This window comes from Pseudomonas sp. NBRC 111133 (assembly GCF_001320605.1).
Classification (GTDB): Bacteria; Pseudomonadota; Gammaproteobacteria; order Pseudomonadales; family Pseudomonadaceae; genus Aquipseudomonas; species Aquipseudomonas monteilii.
On the sequence record NZ_BCBJ01000116.1, the window covers coordinates 35630 to 52337 of the forward strand.

General features: G+C 56.6%; 21 protein-coding genes. 16 read left to right on the plus strand and 5 right to left on the minus strand.

What is annotated here, in order from left to right; genetic code table 11:
- Positions 1-72: 72 nt before the first annotated feature.
- The 3 genes from APH36_RS25625 to APH36_RS25635 form a co-directional block, all read right to left on the minus strand.
- The gene (locus APH36_RS25625; protein WP_023383729.1) at positions 73-885 is read right to left on the minus strand and encodes a hypothetical protein; all 813 of its coding nucleotides are present in this window, start codon (positions 883-885) and stop codon (positions 73-75) included.
- A 123-nt stretch (positions 886-1008) separates the two neighbouring features.
- Positions 1009-1422, minus strand: a complete 414-nt coding sequence (locus APH36_RS32185; protein WP_023383730.1) for a hypothetical protein — start codon at positions 1420-1422, stop codon at positions 1009-1011.
- A gap of 59 nt (positions 1423-1481) precedes the next feature.
- Positions 1482-2033: a site-2 protease family protein gene (locus APH36_RS25635; protein WP_224459413.1), complete on the minus strand. Its 552-nt coding sequence runs from the start codon at positions 2031-2033 to the stop codon at positions 1482-1484.
- 154 nt (positions 2034-2187) lie between these two features.
- Between APH36_RS25635 and APH36_RS31860 the strand changes: the two genes are divergently transcribed.
- Both APH36_RS31860 and APH36_RS25640 read left to right on the plus strand, forming a co-directional pair.
- Positions 2188-2436: a hypothetical protein gene (locus APH36_RS31860; protein ID WP_122227892.1), complete on the plus strand. Its 249-nt coding sequence runs from the start codon at positions 2188-2190 to the stop codon at positions 2434-2436.
- A 25-nt stretch (positions 2437-2461) separates the two neighbouring features.
- Positions 2462-3118 carry a hypothetical protein gene (locus tag APH36_RS25640; RefSeq protein ID WP_060495349.1) on the plus strand — a complete coding sequence of 219 codons (657 nt, stop codon included), beginning with the start codon at positions 2462-2464 and terminating at the stop codon, positions 3116-3118.
- Between the two features lie 112 nt (positions 3119-3230).
- Here APH36_RS25640 and APH36_RS25645 read toward each other — a convergent pair whose 3' ends face one another.
- Positions 3231-5573, minus strand: a complete 2343-nt coding sequence (locus APH36_RS25645; protein ID WP_060501064.1) for an autotransporter domain-containing protein — start codon at positions 5571-5573, stop codon at positions 3231-3233.
- Between the two features lie 210 nt (positions 5574-5783).
- Here APH36_RS25645 and APH36_RS25650 point away from each other — a divergent pair, with 210 nt between their 5' ends.
- From APH36_RS25650 to APH36_RS32840, 6 genes are all read left to right on the plus strand, one after another.
- Positions 5784-6182, plus strand: coding sequence for a hypothetical protein (locus tag APH36_RS25650; RefSeq protein WP_023383735.1), 399 nt, complete (start codon positions 5784-5786; stop codon positions 6180-6182).
- 13 nt (positions 6183-6195) lie between these two features.
- The gene (locus APH36_RS25655; RefSeq protein ID WP_023383736.1) at positions 6196-6495 is read left to right on the plus strand and encodes a hypothetical protein; all 300 of its coding nucleotides are present in this window, start codon (positions 6196-6198) and stop codon (positions 6493-6495) included.
- A 105-nt stretch (positions 6496-6600) separates the two neighbouring features.
- Complete coding sequence (locus APH36_RS25660; RefSeq protein ID WP_023383737.1) at positions 6601-7455, plus strand: hypothetical protein; 855 nt, start codon at positions 6601-6603, stop codon at positions 7453-7455.
- Positions 7456-7570: 115 nt separating this feature from the next.
- Positions 7571-8263, plus strand: a complete 693-nt coding sequence (locus tag APH36_RS25665) for an N-6 DNA methylase (protein ID WP_023383738.1) — start codon at positions 7571-7573, stop codon at positions 8261-8263.
- Positions 8260-8748 (plus strand): hypothetical protein, encoded by a 489-nt coding sequence (locus APH36_RS25670; protein WP_023383739.1) that lies wholly within the window; start codon positions 8260-8262, stop codon positions 8746-8748. The genes APH36_RS25665 and APH36_RS25670 overlap by 4 nt, the downstream gene beginning before the upstream one ends.
- Positions 8749-8905: 157 nt before the next feature.
- Entirely contained in the window at positions 8906-9535 is a 630-nt protein-coding gene (locus APH36_RS32840) for a hypothetical protein (RefSeq protein WP_224459415.1), read from the plus strand.
- A 128-nt stretch (positions 9536-9663) separates the two neighbouring features.
- On the opposite strand, the gene APH36_RS25680 is transcribed toward APH36_RS32840, so the two are convergent.
- Positions 9664-10101, minus strand: a complete 438-nt coding sequence (locus APH36_RS25680; RefSeq protein WP_023383741.1) for a hypothetical protein — start codon at positions 10099-10101, stop codon at positions 9664-9666.
- 422 nt (positions 10102-10523) lie between these two features.
- Here APH36_RS25680 and APH36_RS25685 point away from each other — a divergent pair, with 422 nt between their 5' ends.
- The 8 genes from APH36_RS25685 to APH36_RS25720 all read left to right on the plus strand — a co-directional run bounded on the left by APH36_RS25685 (position 10524) and on the right by APH36_RS25720 (position 16103).
- Positions 10524-10799 carry a hypothetical protein gene (locus tag APH36_RS25685; protein ID WP_135002417.1) on the plus strand — a complete coding sequence of 92 codons (276 nt, stop codon included), beginning with the start codon at positions 10524-10526 and terminating at the stop codon, positions 10797-10799.
- A gap of 1 nt (position 10800) precedes the next feature.
- Entirely contained in the window at positions 10801-11067 is a 267-nt protein-coding gene (locus APH36_RS25690; protein WP_023383743.1) for a hypothetical protein, read from the plus strand.
- A gap of 137 nt (positions 11068-11204) precedes the next feature.
- The gene (locus tag APH36_RS25695) at positions 11205-11786 is read left to right on the plus strand and encodes a hypothetical protein (RefSeq protein ID WP_054895136.1); all 582 of its coding nucleotides are present in this window, start codon (positions 11205-11207) and stop codon (positions 11784-11786) included.
- A 20-nt stretch (positions 11787-11806) separates the two neighbouring features.
- The gene (locus APH36_RS25700) at positions 11807-11989 is read left to right on the plus strand and encodes a hypothetical protein (protein ID WP_023383744.1); all 183 of its coding nucleotides are present in this window, start codon (positions 11807-11809) and stop codon (positions 11987-11989) included.
- A gap of 467 nt (positions 11990-12456) precedes the next feature.
- Positions 12457-13878, plus strand: a complete 1422-nt coding sequence (gene ltrA / locus APH36_RS25705) for a group II intron reverse transcriptase/maturase (RefSeq protein WP_024718247.1) — start codon at positions 12457-12459, stop codon at positions 13876-13878.
- Between the two features lie 401 nt (positions 13879-14279).
- Complete coding sequence (locus tag APH36_RS25710; protein WP_023383745.1) at positions 14280-14582, plus strand: hypothetical protein; 303 nt, start codon at positions 14280-14282, stop codon at positions 14580-14582.
- A gap of 384 nt (positions 14583-14966) precedes the next feature.
- A complete protein-coding gene (locus APH36_RS25715; RefSeq protein WP_023383746.1) occupies positions 14967-15659 on the plus strand; it encodes a hypothetical protein in 693 nt (230 codons plus the stop codon).
- Positions 15660-15695: 36 nt separating this feature from the next.
- A complete protein-coding gene (locus tag APH36_RS25720; RefSeq protein WP_023383747.1) occupies positions 15696-16103 on the plus strand; it encodes a hypothetical protein in 408 nt (135 codons plus the stop codon).
- The last annotated feature ends 605 nt before the right edge of the window (positions 16104-16708 follow it).

A 16708-nucleotide genomic window follows, 5' to 3' on the forward strand; every position in this document is an offset into this window, starting at 1 on the left:
CGACACCAGCCATTCGGACAGGGTATCTATCTGTCCGGCGCGGCAATATTACATAACGCGTACGCATACGCGCTAGGTATTATTTAGTGTATTTTGTCCTTCGACTACCCAGATTGTCGAGCGCTGCCCAGCATCGAGGTGCCCCGAGGCAGTGACTCCGTCGACGAGGGATAGCTTGATGCCGACTGAGCTGCGGACGGCTGCTTCCAGTTGGTCAAAGCCGGGCTCAGCCTGGTAGGGTGACATGGCCACCGCGATTGCCCCCGTCACCATCAACAACTCGCAACCAGCACTACGGGTGTTTGCTCCGACGCGTGTAATAGTCAGGTCTCGAATTCCACCATCGGTAATCGCGAGCCCCAGAGCTTCAGGACCTTGCTCGATGACGCACAGAGCCGCAGTGACCAAGCCTCCCAGTTCAGCGGTTGACCGGCTAGCGTCGACCGAAATGATTTTCCGGAATGTAGCGGTGAACCCTGGCCAGGTGTCAGGAGGGGACATCTTCCCGTGTTTTGATGACCAGACTGGATGATGGCTGACCAAGACCCTTGTCACGTCATGGTCGAGGCTGTCCGCAAACGACCAGTGCTGGTCGGCGCCCTCACGAACCTTCGCAACTTGCCACTGGGAGCGGAACGCCCACAGCTCAAGGGAGGACGATTCGTCGATCTGGTAGAAATCACATTTGCTTTGAGCGTGGGTCAGCGCTGGCGCCATCACGGCATCACCATGCCATTCGAACTGATCGAGGTTTTTCAGTCTCTGATTCCCGTGCCAATACGAAAGCTCGACAGTGACCTGGGAGAACCACTTAACCGCTGAGGTGCTGCCGGCCGGCAGGTGGGCGGGAGAAGAAATGCCTTGCTGGGGCTGGCTCGTGAGCATGGTTGATCCTTCATGGTTTTAGCGCGTGAATAATACATGAACACATACGCCGTCTGTATCTAAAAGCAATAACTGCATTTGATCGACGAAAAAAAACCGCCTCGAAAGGCGGTTTGGGTGTGTTCAGCTTGTAGCAGCGGGTGCTGCTGGCGGTGGCAAGAGCTCCTCAACGGTTGCCCCCGCCAGAGCAGCTTTCACCATGCTGTTGATGACGTCGGCGGTAGTGCCTGGCTCTGCTCGTTGGATGCAGGTGCTGTATGAGAACAGCAGTTGCTCACCGATCAGGGGGATGCCGTTCTCGACGGGTTCTTTCTCGTGATCGAAGGTCCCGCAACCATCACCGATCTTCAGCTTAAGGGCTGCAGAGTTTGCACAATAGGCCGGGTCGCAGATGCCGCGAACGTCAAAGCGGATGCAGAAAGCTTCTGCAAATGCGCGGATTCTCGGCGGTACGTTGTAGCTCTGGAAGGCCTCCTCGAAGAAGCCTGGGCGCACAGCTGGGAGCCGTGAGGTGCAGTCGAGGGAAGTAGTGGTCATGAGTCATCTCCTGGTGGGTTGAACTTGCACCAGGAGATGAAGAGCAGAGTTCTGTAATTCTAGAGGGCGAGGGTGATAGCAATTATGGTCGCCAACCCTACGCCCATGAGGAGCCGCCTGTTCCTGTCATCAAAGTAGATACCGCGGCGGTTCAAGAAATACTCGACGATCGTCCACCCGTCCATTGGAGGCAGGGGGATGATGTTAGTCGCCGCCAGGAGGATCGAGCCCTGGGCCGCGACAAGCGTCGGCCAGTTCGGCGTGACGTAGTTAATCCCGAAGAACAGCAGGCCGGTCGCCAGTGAGATGAGAGGGCCGCCCGCAGCGATGATCGCCCGGCGGTCTGAGGGCGCCTTTTCATAGTCGGAGCTGACCACATATGCCCACAGCGGAATCAGACCAATTTCATGAATGATCCCGGATTTTCGGAACGAGAAAAGCTTGTATCCACCAATAATGAGTTTGTCTGGCTTGATACCAAACCGCTGCATCGGTATTAGATGCCCGGCTTCGTGGATCAAGAGCAAGAACACCAGCATCAGCCAAATGACGAAAAAGGCGATGGCGAACATCCCGATGGTTACCAGTGCGTCAGGCAGCATGGTTTTCATTCCTAGAACATGATGCAGTAATTCTTTAGCAAAGCTTCAAAACCTTCAAGTCAATATCCGGATATTTGTCCTGGCCTGTGTACTGCGCAGTACAACTACAATACAGGTCCGTGTGCGTCATTACAGATAGTTATGAAACTACTGTGGTGAACGTATGAATACCTGTTTTCAGCTTGCGGCTTACGCTCGATCTCAATGGGCGTTAGCCGTACTACTCATGAAATCGCCGGAAACCACTCAACTAGCAGCCAATGCATTTCAAGATGCAAAGGATGCTGCCTGGGGATATGGCTGGGGGGCGTCTGAAACCCCTCATGCACTCCTGTCTGATATCCCGGAACTCTTAAACGCTTTCAATGAAGGCAAAACTGCGCTTCAGCAAGATATGAAGCTCGCTGGCTAACTCTAATTAATCAAGGAAACTAAACATGAGCGACACCAAAGTAAGAGTTAATCAACCTGCCGTTGACCTTTACGCTGTTACTCTGAACTGGGTTCAGGAGGATGAAGGTACCTACAGTGATTATGTGCATGCTACCAGCCACGCTGAAGCCTGCGTCAAAGTAGCTGAGGCTATGGCTGATCAGCGTGGTTACGTTGATGAAAATGAAACGCCTGTGCAAAAGCGAGAATGGATCAATTGTCGTGCCTGGGACCAGGTAGACTGCCACTTGGTAAAAGAGAGTTTGGAGGCAGATTTGGTCGCTTTGTTTGGCGACGAACTGTTCCCTGATGGAGTTAAGCGCTCCCTCAACTTGGAAGCCTTGCGTGTGCTGCTCGTTGAGCATCGCAACAGCCTGCTCCCTCCCGCTGAAGTTCCAGCAGTTGAACAGCTGGCCTTCCACTCCGTTGACTCGGGTTTCTGCCGGGTCTATTACAAACGGCCGAAGGGCACTCTGTGCTGCTTCCAGCTCGATACACGTAACACCTTCAAGCTCTACCACTGTTCACGTGATGGTGAGCCAGAGCATGCAATCAGTCTCCAGAACAAGGCGGTAATCGCCTTGCCTGAGGACAATGGCTGCTCTCTGGTAACCAGCTTCCGCGCTTGGTGGGAGCAACAGAACAAGCAGCCTGCTGCCTAACACCAATGATCCCCGGCCACTCTTCGGAGTGGCTTTTTTTTGCCTGCCGATAACCGCCCACAAACAAAAACGCCCCACTACTGAGTGGGGCGCTTGGTGTACCAGTTTCCGATTAGAAACCGACCGACAGGGACAGCGTAGCGACGTCCGAGGCAACGGCTTTGTCGCTGCCGAAGCGGTGGCCGTAGGTGATGCCCACGCGGGAGGCCTTGAACGGGCCGGCAACCTGCAGGCCAACGCCCACTTCGTTCCAGCGCTCAGTGGTGTCTTGCTTCATGTCGAAGCGCGACACACCCATCACATCACCGGTCAGATCGTCTTGCGAGTTGTTCAGGCGGCTGACGTGCTTGATGTTCGCCGAGACGATGGCCTTATTTGCCAGGTTCATGCTGGCATCCAGGCCCGCGGTACCGTAGATGTTTTCTTCGGTCCGCTTATCGAAGTGCGCCGGGAAGGAGCCGCTGGTCTCGGTGTAGCTATCCAGCTTGGTGTTGAGGTAGTCCAAGCCCAGGAAAGGCATGACAGCGATGTTGTCCTGCAGGATGAAGACGTAGCCGACCGGGCCGGATACGGCACGCTGGCTGACATCGGCCTTGCCTTTCGACTCGACGTCGCCGGCACCGGTTTTGTAAGAGCGCTTGATGGTGGCATCGCCTTCGGAAACAGCCACGGCGCCCCGGGCGAATACGCCTTTGCGCAGACGGTTACCGTACTCGACGAAAGCACCGATCGTGTTGGTATCACCCTCGACGCGGTCATCGTTGATCTTGAGCGAGGTGCTCGGGCCTTGGTAGCCGATGCCGGCAACCAGGTCAGGAGTCAGTCGATATGCAGCGGTAACACCGCCGTACACGTTGTCACCGTGGACAGTACCCGAGTGATGAGTCATCTGGCTGCTGACGCTGACACAGATGCCGCTGGTGTCGAATGTCGAGCAGGACAGTTGGTCCTGGACGAAGCCTTGCAGCTGATTCTGCATGGCTTGCGCGTACAGGGTCGCATTCTGCAACGAGTCGCCGAGGTCCAGCAAACCGATCACGCCAGTCGGTGGAGTGGTAGCCTCAGCGCCACCCGCGCCAGTGCCAGTTCCACCGGTACCACCAGTACCCGTGTCAGTGCCCCCAGTGCCACCGGTACCCGCACCGGTTTCGGTACCACCGGCGCCGGTGCCCGTGCCTGCATCGCTGCCGCCAGTAGAAGTGTCCCCTGCATTGGAGGAGCCACCGGTGCTTGGCGGCGTTGGGTCAGTAACAGGCGGGGTGACGACGGGAGGGGTCACCTCTGGAATGGTCTCTTCAGGCGGAGTGGTTACCACCGGTGGGGTAGTGACCACAGGCTCGGAGATTGGGCCGTAGGAACGCGCTACGAACGGCTGCGAGCGACCATTCAGGAAGCCCAGGCCGAAGACGGTGTTGCCATCTGCAGATACCGCAGTGGCGGAGTTCAGGGTGTTGTTGGCCAGGAGAGTGTAGGAAGGGTCGTTATCCTGCAGCCATTCGACCAGCGACTGCATGCCGGTCTCAGCGGTCCAGCGGAAGCCGGAGAAGACAGTGCCAGTGGTGTCCGCGATACCGACGACCACGGCGCCGTTGGCGGAGACGCCTTCAGCCTTGGACAGGGTACCGTCGGCCAGCAAGCCCAAGCCCTTCATGCCGGACAGCTCGGACCAGATCATAGCTTCGCTCAGGGCGAGCGAAGAGTCACTCGCACCGACGATGTAAGTGCCATCGGCACTGGTCGCCGTGGCGATGGATTGCGTACCACCCTCCAAGGTGCCGAGGCTCTCGGCGCTACCGCCGCCCACCCATCGAGTGGCGATATCACCATTGCCGGCGCCGTTCTGTGCGTACCCCACCACCACCTTGCCGTCAGCGCTGATGCCCATGGCGTAGCTGTAGGTGCCGTCGTTCAGGTAGCCCAGCTGAGTCACAGCGCCAGCCAGGTCCCAGGTTACTGCCGATCGGTTGCCGGTCAGACCGTCGTCGGCAGAACCGGCGATGACGCTGCCATCAGCCGAAACGGCGCGTGCTTCAGCTTCGGCACCGCCGTTCAGGAAGTCCAGCTTGTGAATGCCGGCGTTGTTCCAGTACACGGCGGTTTCGTTGTCCGTGACGCTGTCGACAGAGCTACCGACGATGACGTCAGCTTCGTTCGACACAGCGTAGGCGGCGGCATTGGTCCCAAGGCTGGCCAGCAGTTGCTTGCCACCCAGCAATGTCCACTTGAAGGCCTCGGTAGTTTCGGTGCTCGGGTTGAACTGGGCGCCAACCAGGGTGGAGCCATCACCAGAGCCGCCGATGTGCGAATCATAGGTGGTACTGGAGGAGCCCAGCGTTGGTGCGTAGACATCAATGCCGGCGTAAGCGGCATGCGCAGTGCCAGCGTTCATGGCCAGTGCGATGGAGGCGACAAGCAGGGAGAGACGTGGCTTGAAGGGGGTTGCATTGTTGTGCATGGGCTGATTCGTCCTGACCTTGTTAGGTGATATCAATTGGATGGCCGGATAATACTGTCAGGATTGAAAGCAAATCAATAGAAATATACATACGTGTTATGGATTGTTGAGTGCTCTTGGAAAGGGCCGCGATTGTTTTGCATGCCTGTGTTGCGCATCTCCCGTCACCAGGTCTTCGCAAGAGACCGTCATTCCCTGTGGAGAAACGTCATGCTGCAAATCCCTAAAGCGCTGCTCGAAAAACGCATCACCAAAGAAACCCTTCACCGCTCTGGCAAGCGATTGCTCAAAGAGATCGCCGGCCGTTTGAAGCTTCCAGAAACGAGCTACGAAATTCGGTCGTGTAAAGGCGGGAACGCAGTCATGGGGGAGGTGATCCTGCACAGCGATCATCTCTATCTGATGGTTCATCTAGGTTCAGATCGAGTGCTCAAAGTGCTCTACCGATCCTGTGAGGGCCGAAAGGACTATTCAGGCGGAATGAACCGTTATGAGTCGGTCTCTGAGTTGGCCAGCACCACTGCGGCTGAGCGATTCATCGCAAAACTGGACACCCTTAATGAGCTGGGCAAGCGCCAGCAACAGCAACAGCACAACCAAGCCGCTTGATCGAGAGGTTCCTATGTCTTCAGTTCTGAAGGAATTCCCGGAAGCCTTTGCCACCCGCATCAACAAGATTCTGGAAATGCCTGATCCGGTTCCTGGAAATCGCGAGAATGGCTGGTTCGCTGGATACGGGTGCCGATGGTGCAAGTTTTCGAAAGCTTGGTTCACCGTCTTGCCGTTTGAAATGCAGCCGGTAGCCGAAACTGTGGCGAGTATGTTCAAGAATGCAGGACTGCAAGATGTGACCATCACTCTTGAAGCCGGCGTGACGCAGGCTGAAGGAGGCAAGGGTTACCAGGTCTCTGCTCGAATCTAAACCGCTGTACCGCCGCTCCCTATGGGGCGGCTTTTTTTTGCCTGTCGTTACAGCTGGCTGTGCTTCATCTCAGACCAAGATGACTACCCAAAGAGGCGCAGCACCATGGACGTAATTGCAAACAACGCAGCTGATACCAAAGAAATGGTCATGACCGAGGTCCTGCCGAATGGCGAGGAACTCAAGCGGCCGTATTCACCGTCGGAGATGGCTTTCATGTTCAACGACGTGGAGATTCGCAACCCCTACTTTTCACCGTGCGGAACAACTGTTGTTGACCCCGTACAGGCGTATGGCTTCGAGGTTTATCACACCGGAGGCGGTTGCATGGCTTTGCGGAAGGAGTTCTGCAACGGTCAATACCTGCTTCTTTCGATCGAGGTGTCCATCGCTGAACCTGAGGAGTGGGATGAGTGCACATTGGGCCTGTATGACGCCGATGGCGATGAGAAAGCCTACTGTGAGCTCCGTGATGTTCCATATGCACAAGTCGACCTGACCGGGCATCTTGATGCCCCAGTGCGCTTGTTGTGCCCGTGCTGTGGTGCTCGTACCACAGGTCGGCAATGGGGCAATCAAGATGCTGGTCACGGTCTGTGCAGTGATTGCATCGAGAAGGTGCTGGCCAAGATGACGGCAGAAGAGTTTTCCAAACGCTACGGGCTCCAGGGAGTTCACTTCGGTCTGTCGCAGTGCGCTCCCTCTGCTCAGTTGCTCGATGAGCTCGCTCAAAAGAAACTGCTGGCGCAAGAAGAGCCGGATCAGCAGGCAGTGGACTCGAACGCTCTCAAGGACCGGTACCGTTCATGGGCGCTGGACAACATCGCCAATGATGATCTGCAGGTCAATGAAGATGCCCAGGTAACGCTGTGTGAAGATGGCGCATTTGTCGCAACCTGGACATGGGTGCCGCGTGATTCCATTCCGGACGTTGCTGATCCGGAAGAGTCCGCTGATTAACGCTACGCAACCGCTCCCTAACCGGAGCGGTTTTTTTATGCCCAGGCGCCGGCCGGCGTTGTAGGTCGCTGTGATGCATCCCAATGCATACGACCAACCTCTCTGGAGATTGCCCATGGCAAGCAAACTAGCACGCGCGGTACCACCCACCATCAAGCCACTGGCAGAAGCACTGTGTGATGGCCACCGGTATCCGCCGGCGGAGATGTTTCGATTTTTCCTAGGGGCAGTGATGGAGCTTTGGGGGTTTCAGCCCTGGTATCCCATACCTGATGATGTCCGCGGTAAAATAGGACGAGTTATCACGCTGTACGATCAGGCGGTGGCCAATGAAGAACCGTTCAAGGACATTTTAGGCCCACTCTACGAAGAGCTGGCCAGCCATGGCGGCAAGCAAATGCTGGGGCAGTTCTTCACGCCCTGGTCATTGGCAAGCCTGATGGTCAGGATGAGCGATGGTGACATCGACCTGCCTCGCGCCGGTGATCTCAAAGCTTACTCAGATCCGGCTTGTGGCAGTGGAGTTATGCTGTTGGCAAAAGCAAACTACCTGCTCGAAACGAAAGGTCCTGGGGAGCTCCAGCAATGGCTTTTTCACGCATGCGATATCGATGGCATTTGCGCTCGCATGGTTGCGATTCAGCTGGCCGCGAATTGTGCCATTCATAGAGTCGAAATCGGGGAAATCATAGTGCTCCTTGGTGATACGCTCAGCTCGGACCCCAAGCAGCAGATCTTGCACGCAACCTCTCCGACGCTGATGCGTTCACGTCAAAATTCAATTCCGAAACTTGAGGTCGCCTCATGAAACGCTGGTACACGATCGCCGCGGCTTTAGCCTTCCAGGTGCTACCGCATGCGGCAAGTGCTTCGGAGGCTTCAGATGCTGTTCTGTCGGTTGCTGCCTCAAAAATGTCCACCGTAGCTCGCATCAACGGCGCCACACGGCCGGTCATCTACGTGGGTAAATTTGAAGGCTGCGACTCGGTCTCGATTCAAAATGCCCCCGGGCGCTTTGAGCACTTCCGTGTATGCGGTAACCAGGTCAGTGCTCGCAACACCGTGTCACCCAGTTGGACCGAAGACGATGGCGCCGGGGATGTTCTCCGCGCAGTGGTCGATAATGCGGTTCTGTTCGGCGCTGCATCGCAAGTGGACCCCAACGGTTACCTGATCGCAGCACGTGCTCTGGGACCTTCCCAGCGCTCGTGCAGCAACGTGGAGGTCATCTTGAGTTACGAAGGTGACCTGGTCGACAGGGCCTTGAAGAGCATCTGCTCTCATCGCCGTTAACCCCCATCAAACCCCGTCCTAGCGACGGGGTTTTCTTTTTGGCGTCATTCAGTGGGGCAACGCCGCATTGCGGGGCGTCTCAGTCCTTGGGGTCCTCGGTTCATGTTGGCTGTGATGCATCTCCCTTCACTAGACCAACACACCTGAGGGTATCGCTATGAATTCGTCCAGCACCGCAAAGGCCTATATCGTTGAAACCCGCGCCACCAACGGCGCAGAAGATACGCCAGAATTTGCATCCTTCAGCATCGATCTGGCTGCAACTCAACGCATCATCAATCTAGCTCGACTGGTTAAAGAGAATGGGCTTCACAAAGTGGAGACGTTTGACAGCACTGCTTCATTCCATCAGTACGCTCCTGGCACTGAAGAGGCGGAGGAGATCGGCTGCGACAACGATGTGTTACTGAAGGCCGGCTGTCTAAATGTGGATGCGTCCAGCTTCTGGTTCTCGGGATTCATCAGACATTCTGACGTCGAGGTTGTCAGCGCACGTCAGCCGATCGCTGAACTGCAGAGTCACTTCCACTTGGCCGGAGGCACAACTGAACTTGAAGCTGGCGGTGAACGGCAGTATCTCGTTACTTGGAGTGCTGATGTTGAGGTTGAGGGGGATCACCATGCGGCAGCCCAGGCCGTCGCAGACCGGTACTTCCGCAGCCACATTGCCGCCGGTGAACAGGACAGCGCGTGCACCTTCGTGGTGACCGCAAAATCTGACCAAAAGCCAGTAGAGATCGATCTCTCGACTTGTCACTCCGGTGAACAAATCTTGGAGTCGGCATGACTGCTGCACTTCAGGCTTTAGCGCCAGCTTGATGCTCGCGCTCCAAACGCTGCACATGACCCGGTCACTAGACCGGGTTTTTTTTCGCCTGGGACCAGTGCATGTGGACCGTACCGGGACCTGCCTGTTCAGATCTGTGATTTAGCGGCGGCATAACCATCGAGTGGATATTCAGGCCAGCCGCTGGGAGGACAGAAGCCCTGCCGACGTTCCTGCTCGGCGAACTTGGCGTGCCACTCGTTGCCCTGATCGAAGACCCAACCTGTAAGCCCGGTATCTGGGAATTGATCATAGGTGAGGTCGATAATGAACCCGTCGACCTCGAACCAGGCGTGAGACTGCTCCCTTTTTAGGTTCGGATGGTCTTCAGCCCACACATACACACCATCAGCACCGAGTTGTTCTTTGATGAGTCGACCTAGGATGTCCGAGGCAGGACCGCAGGTTCCTCGCGGAAAACCATTGAAGGTAGAACCGGGTTTGTCGACAAGAAGCAACAGCCCGCGGCGGGTTGATTCGGCTATTGCCTCAAGAGCTGCGCGGTCGATCTTCGCTTTTGCTTGCATGGGTTGAGTCTCGAAGGAGGGCAGTGTTCGAGGCCCCATTTTTGGACCTTGATGATACGTCGTCAATGAGGTGCACCGCCGGCAGTCGGGCTGTACATGATACGATTGTGCCATCCATAAAGTGCGGGCACGGTTGTCGTTTGATGAGTGGGTTGTATCAGAAATTCAGGAGAGCAATCTGCAGATTGCGCGGCCATCCTGGGCGTATCGTGACACGGGAGTATTCTGGCGAGGTGGTGAGGATCGCCAAGCGATGCCCCCTCTGCAAAACAGAGAAGATCATCTACCGGTTTCAATGAGCCTGGCGCTCGTTCGCTAGCGTCTACCTCAACATCCCAAGCCATGGGATCTCCTCGATTGGTGCTGTTCCAGTTGCCTGTGATGCATATCCCAGAACTAGACCAACACCTATGGGGAGCACCATGAGCCTTATCATCGAAACTCTGCAGAATCGCGTCAATAACGCCACAGGCCCGGAGCGGGAACAGCTGCAGGATGAGCTGAACATTGCGCTGATCAATCATGAAATGGGCGAGCTCCGTCGACTAGAGGGTGGCACACGCTACTGCCTCCATACTCGTGAGCATCAGCCTGCACTCAACATGCTTCGACGTGGAATGCGGCGCTGCGACGTGGTCACCCACTACGCCTACAAGGTGCCTGTTAAGCGCCAGATTGCGGCCGGGAAGGGGTGCTGAAATGGCTGTATCCAAGACTGAGCAGGAAATGCGGGAAACGGTGGCCAGGCGTGGCTTCTGGCATGTCACCGGTAAGAGAGCCTTCGACCTGACTAAGCGTTTGGAGGAGCTCGGCAAGCTCGATGGACTGACGGCCAGCTATGGGTGTCACAACGCCAACGGGGTCTTCTTCAAAAACCAGTGGAACTGCCCTCGGCCGAAGCTGGTTTACGAAGTGGTGGTCCGCGCTTGTGAGCCTGCTATCGCTCCCAGGCCCTCTGTATCCTAAAGCTACACCCAACCCGGCCACGTGCCGGGTTTTTTTCGGTGCCCCGGGAGTGTGCCCGATCAGACAAAATTGGTGAGTTTCGTGGTTCATGTGACTCATCCCCCTGGACTTGATCAACGTTCTAAGGGGACACACTCATGCTCGCAACACTTGAACTGACTGATGGAATGATGGTGATGGTCCAGACTGGTCGCCAGGGGCTGACCGGCATCCGGTGGTCGACCCCATTCGTTGATCGCCTGAACATCGAAACAGATCGTGAGGGAGTCACCTCTGGGCTTTCACTCAAGCAGACCAGCTTCGCTGAGTTCGATCCGCGCTATCACCGCGATGGGCGAAATCAGTTTGTCGCGAAGGATCACGCGCTTCGGATCGTGAGCGGTAGCCTGGAAGAACACCAGCAACGCTTTGAAGCCACGGTCGACCAGCTCTTAGCTGATGGCACATTGAAACGTAGTGAACTCCCTGCATTTGAAGATCTGCTCACGGCGATGACCGCCCTGGCAGCCTCAGAAGAGGTCTGCTTCGACCGGTTTATCGACTTCCACAGATACCGTCGGTTCTCCGACTTCCTGTGTGATTGGCAGGCGGAGAAAGGGAAAGCTGCAGGGGAGAGAGCATTGGATCTCGCCCACCAAAAGCCGGCCCTCGAAATCGCATTCAGCACGCTTGTTGAGTTCGGGATTTTTGGTGAGATGGAACCAGCTGGTCGACTGTGATCACGAAGGGGGATCCATCAATGTCGCATTACCAGGAGCAGAAGGTTGCTGAACTGAAACGCTTGGGCTGGTCTGAAGTCGGAAAACGTCATCTGCCAGGCCCCGGCCGGACACCAGCGAAGCAGGTGTATGAGCTGTCATGTCTGCAGGGAAAACTTCAGGTCTTCGTCTACCCGGCGGAACTGATCTACCAGACCGCTTAACGCTACACCCACGCCCGACCTAGTCGGGCTTTTTTTTTGGGTGCGCCAGGCATGGCGCGTTGCGCGTAGCGCAACCCGCTTGGTTGTGGTGGCCAAAGCGGGTGACTTGGAGGTGAAAGTCCTCTACACACCCGGCAAGGGGAAGTGTTAGCCAGAGGCAAGGGTGTCGTGGGCGACCGCGAATCTGAAGGAAGCCCGAGGCAAACTGCTGGCCTGACGAACAGGAAGCGGATAGAGGCGGCACAGCGGGGTGAGGCGGCCCAAATCGTCAAAGCCCAGTACTTGCACGGGACGCTGTGACGTAAATCCGACAGGCATAAGCAGGAAGGTCACGCGAATTACCCTGGGAGATCTGCACGTTTGCCACTGTGCTACCGAGCGTCGAGAGGCGACGGGACGAGCGTGCAGAAGTCAGCCGAGGCCGTAGTAAGTGGCGGTTAACCGCGCCACCAAGGGCCGAACAGGTTATGCCGCCAGTAGGCGTCACTGTCTCGTTGGTAGCCGTAATGCAGAAATTTCCTACAACGGAATCTGTCACTCCGAATCCCGGCCAGAAGCCGAGGGTGATGCCTGACAGTGCAAAGGTGCCGGCGGCGTCAGCGACGTGGACGAACGCGGAGCCGGACACGCTGATGGAGCGGGTGCTTGCACCGGCCAACCTCAGGCGTGCGTATCAACGCGTGGTTAGCAACAAGGGGGCTCCGGGTGCCGATGGCATGACGGTCGCTGACTTGGCGGGCTACGTGAAACAGTATTGGCCAACCCTCAAGGCCAGGTTGCTGGCCGGTGAATACCATCCCCAAGCAGTGCGAGCGGTTGAAATTCCCAAGCCGCAGGGCGGCACACGGCAACTGGGAATCCCCACCGTCGTGGATCGCCTGATCCAGCAAGCATTACAGCAACAACTCACGCTACTCTTCGATCCGCTGTTTTCGGACTACAGCTACGGTTTTCGTCCGGGCAAAAGCGCTCACCAAGCCGTTGAACTGGCCCGCTCCCATGTGGCGGCGGGGCATCGCTGGTGCGTGGAGCTTGATCTGGAAAAGTTCTTTGATCGGGTCAACCACGACATCCTGATGGCCTGCTTGCAGCGTCGCGTCGAAGACAAGCGAGTGCTTAGGCTCATCCGCCGCTACCTTGAAGCTGGGGCCATGTCGGGCGGTATCGTCAGCCAACGGCAAGAGGGGACACCGCAAGGCGGCCCACTCTCGCCGTTGCTGTCGAATATCCTTCTGGATGAGCTCGACCGCGAATTGGAACGGCGGGGTCATCGCTTCGTGCGCTACGCCGATGATGCGAACATTTATGTGCGCAGTCCTCGGGCGGGCGAGCGGGTGTTGGCCAGTATCGAGCGCTTCCTGTGCCATCGTTTGAAACTGACGGTGAACCGGAAGAAGAGCCAAGTAGCAGGGGCTTGGAAGTGTGACTACTTGGGTTACGGGATGAGCAGGCACCAGCAACCAAGGCTGCGTGTGGCAACGATGAGCCTGGGGCGCTTACGCGACCGACTCAGAATATTGCTACGCAGTGTAAGGGCCCGCAAAGTGGCGACTGTCATTGAGCGAATCAACCCTGTCCTGCGAGGCTGGGCTGGCTACTTCAAGCTCAGCCAGAGCAAACGCCCACTTGAGAAATTGGATGGTTGGGTCAGGCATAAACTTCGCTGCGTCATCTGGCGTCAATGGAAACGGCCCTCAACGAGGGCGCGCAACCTGATGCGCCTGGGCCTGAGCGAAGAACGTGCCTGTAAATCGGCCTTTAATGGCCGAGGCCCGTGGTGGAACTCGGGAGCATCTCATGTGAATCAGGCGCTACCGAAGAGGCTATGGGATAGGTTCGGACTGGTCTCGATACTGGATACGATAAACCGGCTTAGCCGTATAACCTGAACCGCCGTGTACGGAACCGTACGCACGGTGGTGTGAGAGGACGGCGGCTGTGAAGCCGCCTCCTACTCGATCCCGCGGCCGAGCTGCTTGCGTGGTGATCGATGTGCGCCATCTCCACGCACTAGGCCAAAAATCAAAGGAGCAATTCCAATGACCACCGCAACAACACAGCAGTCAACCCGACCGAAAGCACATGCCCTGTTCAAGTTGAATTTCTGTCTACGAATGGCAAAGGAAAACTCGCTCTCCGCTCGTACAGAACCGCACCGCTATAGGCCCGAATACCGCCGTATGAGGAGGGAGTCGATGCAGGATGCCCGTTACTGGCGTGCCCTATGTAGCCGCTTAGATACCTGTTCAGAAGCTTGATCGCAATCACAGGCAATGCCCAGGGGGCCACCATGCTGCAAACCCTTACTGCTGCCCACGGGGCTTCGGTGATCCCAACAGGATTCCACCTAGCACGTGTCGTAGGTGTGAAACCGAAGTTCAAATCTGACCCTGACATGCGTGAGGTCGTGTTCTACCAATGCTTCCTCTCCGAATGTCATGGAGCCAACGGTCTTGAGCCTTGCGAGTACCTGGCAGAGCGACGTTACCTGTTGAGTGCAGCGAAATACATGGTCAATACCGGCCTTTCCACGTGCCCAGTGATCCAAGAGCTGGTGAGGTCGGAGACCGAGGTCAAGTATCTGCCGGCTTAGGCTGGATCATCTCCAAACGCAGCACAGACCCGGCCCTAGTGGTCGGGTTTTTCATTAGTGAAAAGGTGGGGCAGGTCAGGTTGCCCACTAGATTGCAATTCGGATATTATTTTGAGGTTCGACCGTTTCAGTACGCGCATGCCAGATGATCCTCTCAGCTCATTTGGCCTAAGAAAGCCGCCCATTCTCAGGCGGCTTTTTTTGTGCCTGCGATTTAGCCTTGTTCGGCCATATTTCTAGGGGTTGCGAAGCCCACACCGACGTTCTAGGGTTGCAGTGATGAAGCGAGGCCGAACCTGGCAGAGGAATGCATAGCCGCAGATCTGGCGGTGCAGAACCCCATCCACCACAAGCTTTGCAATCAACTGTTTCAGAGGACGAACGATGTTTGATGCAGCCCACTATCACGTGAAAGCCACAGAGCTGTTGACCGCCTTCGGCGTCCACCAAGGTGCACTGAGCACGTGGTCGCTGAGTGATGTGGGAACGGCCAGTCACGGCTATATCCACCACTCGCAGAAGCCCGCAGCCCTCGCAGCATATGCTGCGGTTAACCCTACCTTCGCAGCCGGGCGCTTTCCTGGATATACGTTGGTGGACCTGGTCGACAAGATCCCGAGCCTGGACTATGCGGAATATGCTGCCCTGGCGATCGTGTGCGGGGCTGAGCTGCCTTCTTTCAAGGGTTCAGATGAGCGGGCACGCATTTTCGGCGAGGCCGCCTGGGCTATCGTTGAGAAGTATCAGCTGCATGGGTGCTTTGAGCGCCACAACAAGCCGTTCCAGGCTATAGGCGATCATTACAGTCTCCGGCCCAAGGGGTGTGATTGGGCAAGGGACTACGCTGAGATCCCGGAAAAGCTAACTGCGATGCGTAAGGCGTATAGGGCCATGACCCCGCTTCAGAGGGTGATGACTCTGAGCCTTATGCATCTGTACAACCAAGGTAAGGACAACGTGTTCCTCACCGGCGGTTGCCCAACGAAAATTCTCGCTGCCGAGGCGCTGACCATCCTGCGCGATAACTCGGCTCTCGCTGACTGGGGCCACCTCGTGTCCCACTATGCCGGCTGGTAATCATCGACCTCACGCCACCTTCCAGGATCTCTACAGATGACAGAATCTCCATTCGCCACCCACCGGGCAGTGTTGGTCGACAGCGACTATGCGGCCGCGGGCTTTCTTCAGTCGTTCGCGATGGCCATGTACGCCGGCGCTGCCTACCCCATGGATGCCAATGGCCTGCGTAACCTGGATGACCAGCACATGCAGATCTTTCAAAAGATGGCGGCTTCCTACCGCCGCCATGGGGAAGCTGATCCCGATTTTGTAGACGTGTGCAAGGCGATCAAAGCAAAGCGCGCAGCTCACGCTCTCAGGGTCAAGGGAATACTCGATGAGCTTTTGGATAGCGATCCGGACCAGTACGAGGGCGGTCGACATGAGCATGCTGGAACCGTGAGTGTCTACGAGCGTGAGCATCAGCTGAACATCGAACGTCGCTGGTACGCACCTTCGTAAGTCGTACCCGGCCTGCCTTCCTGAGTTGCACTCCGGAAACAGAAAGGCCACCTCTGCTTACGCTCGGGTGGCCTTTTTACATCTCAACACTGGACGGGCGTTTAGACCGCATCACAGTGGTCACGCATCAACCCCCACACGGCCGATAAAAGCCGGTAGATGGTCAGTACGTGGCTCAGAATATTCAGCATACGCTTCATAATCGTTGACCTCCGTTTCAGGAAGGCCAATCTTCCAACGCCTAACCGGCACTTCAGCGCTTTCAGAACGCACGTGGTGCATTCCAGAAGAGGCCCAGGTGGCCCAACGAATGCAGCAAACCGGCACGGTCTAAACACCGTGTCGAAGGGGGTATCTCATCCTCGGAACATCGAGATTCTCGGGTTACCGAGCAGAGGACATAACCACCCAAGGGCCTCTTGAATTGCAGGTCCACATGCAAGCCGGCGCACCATACCTGTGCCCGGTTCAGAAAGCCTGAAAAAAATTCAAACTATCGTGAAAATGATAAAGCCGCCCCGCCTGCCGCCTTCCACACCCGTGTGACGCATTCCTGCGGTACCAGGTCTTCGCAACACCTGGCTTACCTTTCAGGAGAGTCATGC

Bases quoted from the DNA above. Each gene is read 5' to 3' on its own strand.
- APH36_RS25625 (WP_023383729.1), bottom strand. From the start codon at position 885: ATGCTCACGAGCCAGCCCCAGCAAGGCATTTCTTCTCCCGCCCACCTG.
- APH36_RS32185 (WP_023383730.1), bottom strand. From the start codon at position 1,422: ATGACCACTACTTCCCTCGACTGCACCTCACGGCTCCCAGCTGTGCGC.
- APH36_RS25635 (WP_224459413.1), bottom strand. From the start codon at position 2,033: ATGAAAACCATGCTGCCTGACGCACTGGTAACCATCGGGATGTTCGCC.
- APH36_RS31860 (WP_122227892.1), top strand. From the start codon at position 2,188: ATGAATACCTGTTTTCAGCTTGCGGCTTACGCTCGATCTCAATGGGCG.
- APH36_RS25640 (WP_060495349.1), top strand. From the start codon at position 2,462: ATGAGCGACACCAAAGTAAGAGTTAATCAACCTGCCGTTGACCTTTAC.
- APH36_RS25645 (WP_060501064.1), bottom strand. From the start codon at position 5,573: ATGCACAACAATGCAACCCCCTTCAAGCCACGTCTCTCCCTGCTTGTC.
- APH36_RS25650 (WP_023383735.1), top strand. From the start codon at position 5,784: ATGCTGCAAATCCCTAAAGCGCTGCTCGAAAAACGCATCACCAAAGAA.
- APH36_RS25655 (WP_023383736.1), top strand. From the start codon at position 6,196: ATGTCTTCAGTTCTGAAGGAATTCCCGGAAGCCTTTGCCACCCGCATC.
- APH36_RS25660 (WP_023383737.1), top strand. From the start codon at position 6,601: ATGGACGTAATTGCAAACAACGCAGCTGATACCAAAGAAATGGTCATG.
- APH36_RS25665 (WP_023383738.1), top strand. From the start codon at position 7,571: ATGGCAAGCAAACTAGCACGCGCGGTACCACCCACCATCAAGCCACTG.
- APH36_RS25670 (WP_023383739.1), top strand. From the start codon at position 8,260: ATGAAACGCTGGTACACGATCGCCGCGGCTTTAGCCTTCCAGGTGCTA.
- APH36_RS32840 (WP_224459415.1), top strand. From the start codon at position 8,906: ATGAATTCGTCCAGCACCGCAAAGGCCTATATCGTTGAAACCCGCGCC.
- APH36_RS25680 (WP_023383741.1), bottom strand. From the start codon at position 10,101: ATGCAAGCAAAAGCGAAGATCGACCGCGCAGCTCTTGAGGCAATAGCC.
- APH36_RS25685 (WP_135002417.1), top strand. From the start codon at position 10,524: ATGAGCCTTATCATCGAAACTCTGCAGAATCGCGTCAATAACGCCACA.
- APH36_RS25690 (WP_023383743.1), top strand. From the start codon at position 10,801: ATGGCTGTATCCAAGACTGAGCAGGAAATGCGGGAAACGGTGGCCAGG.
- APH36_RS25695 (WP_054895136.1), top strand. From the start codon at position 11,205: ATGCTCGCAACACTTGAACTGACTGATGGAATGATGGTGATGGTCCAG.
- APH36_RS25700 (WP_023383744.1), top strand. From the start codon at position 11,807: ATGTCGCATTACCAGGAGCAGAAGGTTGCTGAACTGAAACGCTTGGGC.
- ltrA (WP_024718247.1), top strand. From the start codon at position 12,457: ATGCCGCCAGTAGGCGTCACTGTCTCGTTGGTAGCCGTAATGCAGAAA.
- APH36_RS25710 (WP_023383745.1), top strand. From the start codon at position 14,280: ATGCTGCAAACCCTTACTGCTGCCCACGGGGCTTCGGTGATCCCAACA.
- APH36_RS25715 (WP_023383746.1), top strand. From the start codon at position 14,967: ATGTTTGATGCAGCCCACTATCACGTGAAAGCCACAGAGCTGTTGACC.
- APH36_RS25720 (WP_023383747.1), top strand. From the start codon at position 15,696: ATGACAGAATCTCCATTCGCCACCCACCGGGCAGTGTTGGTCGACAGC.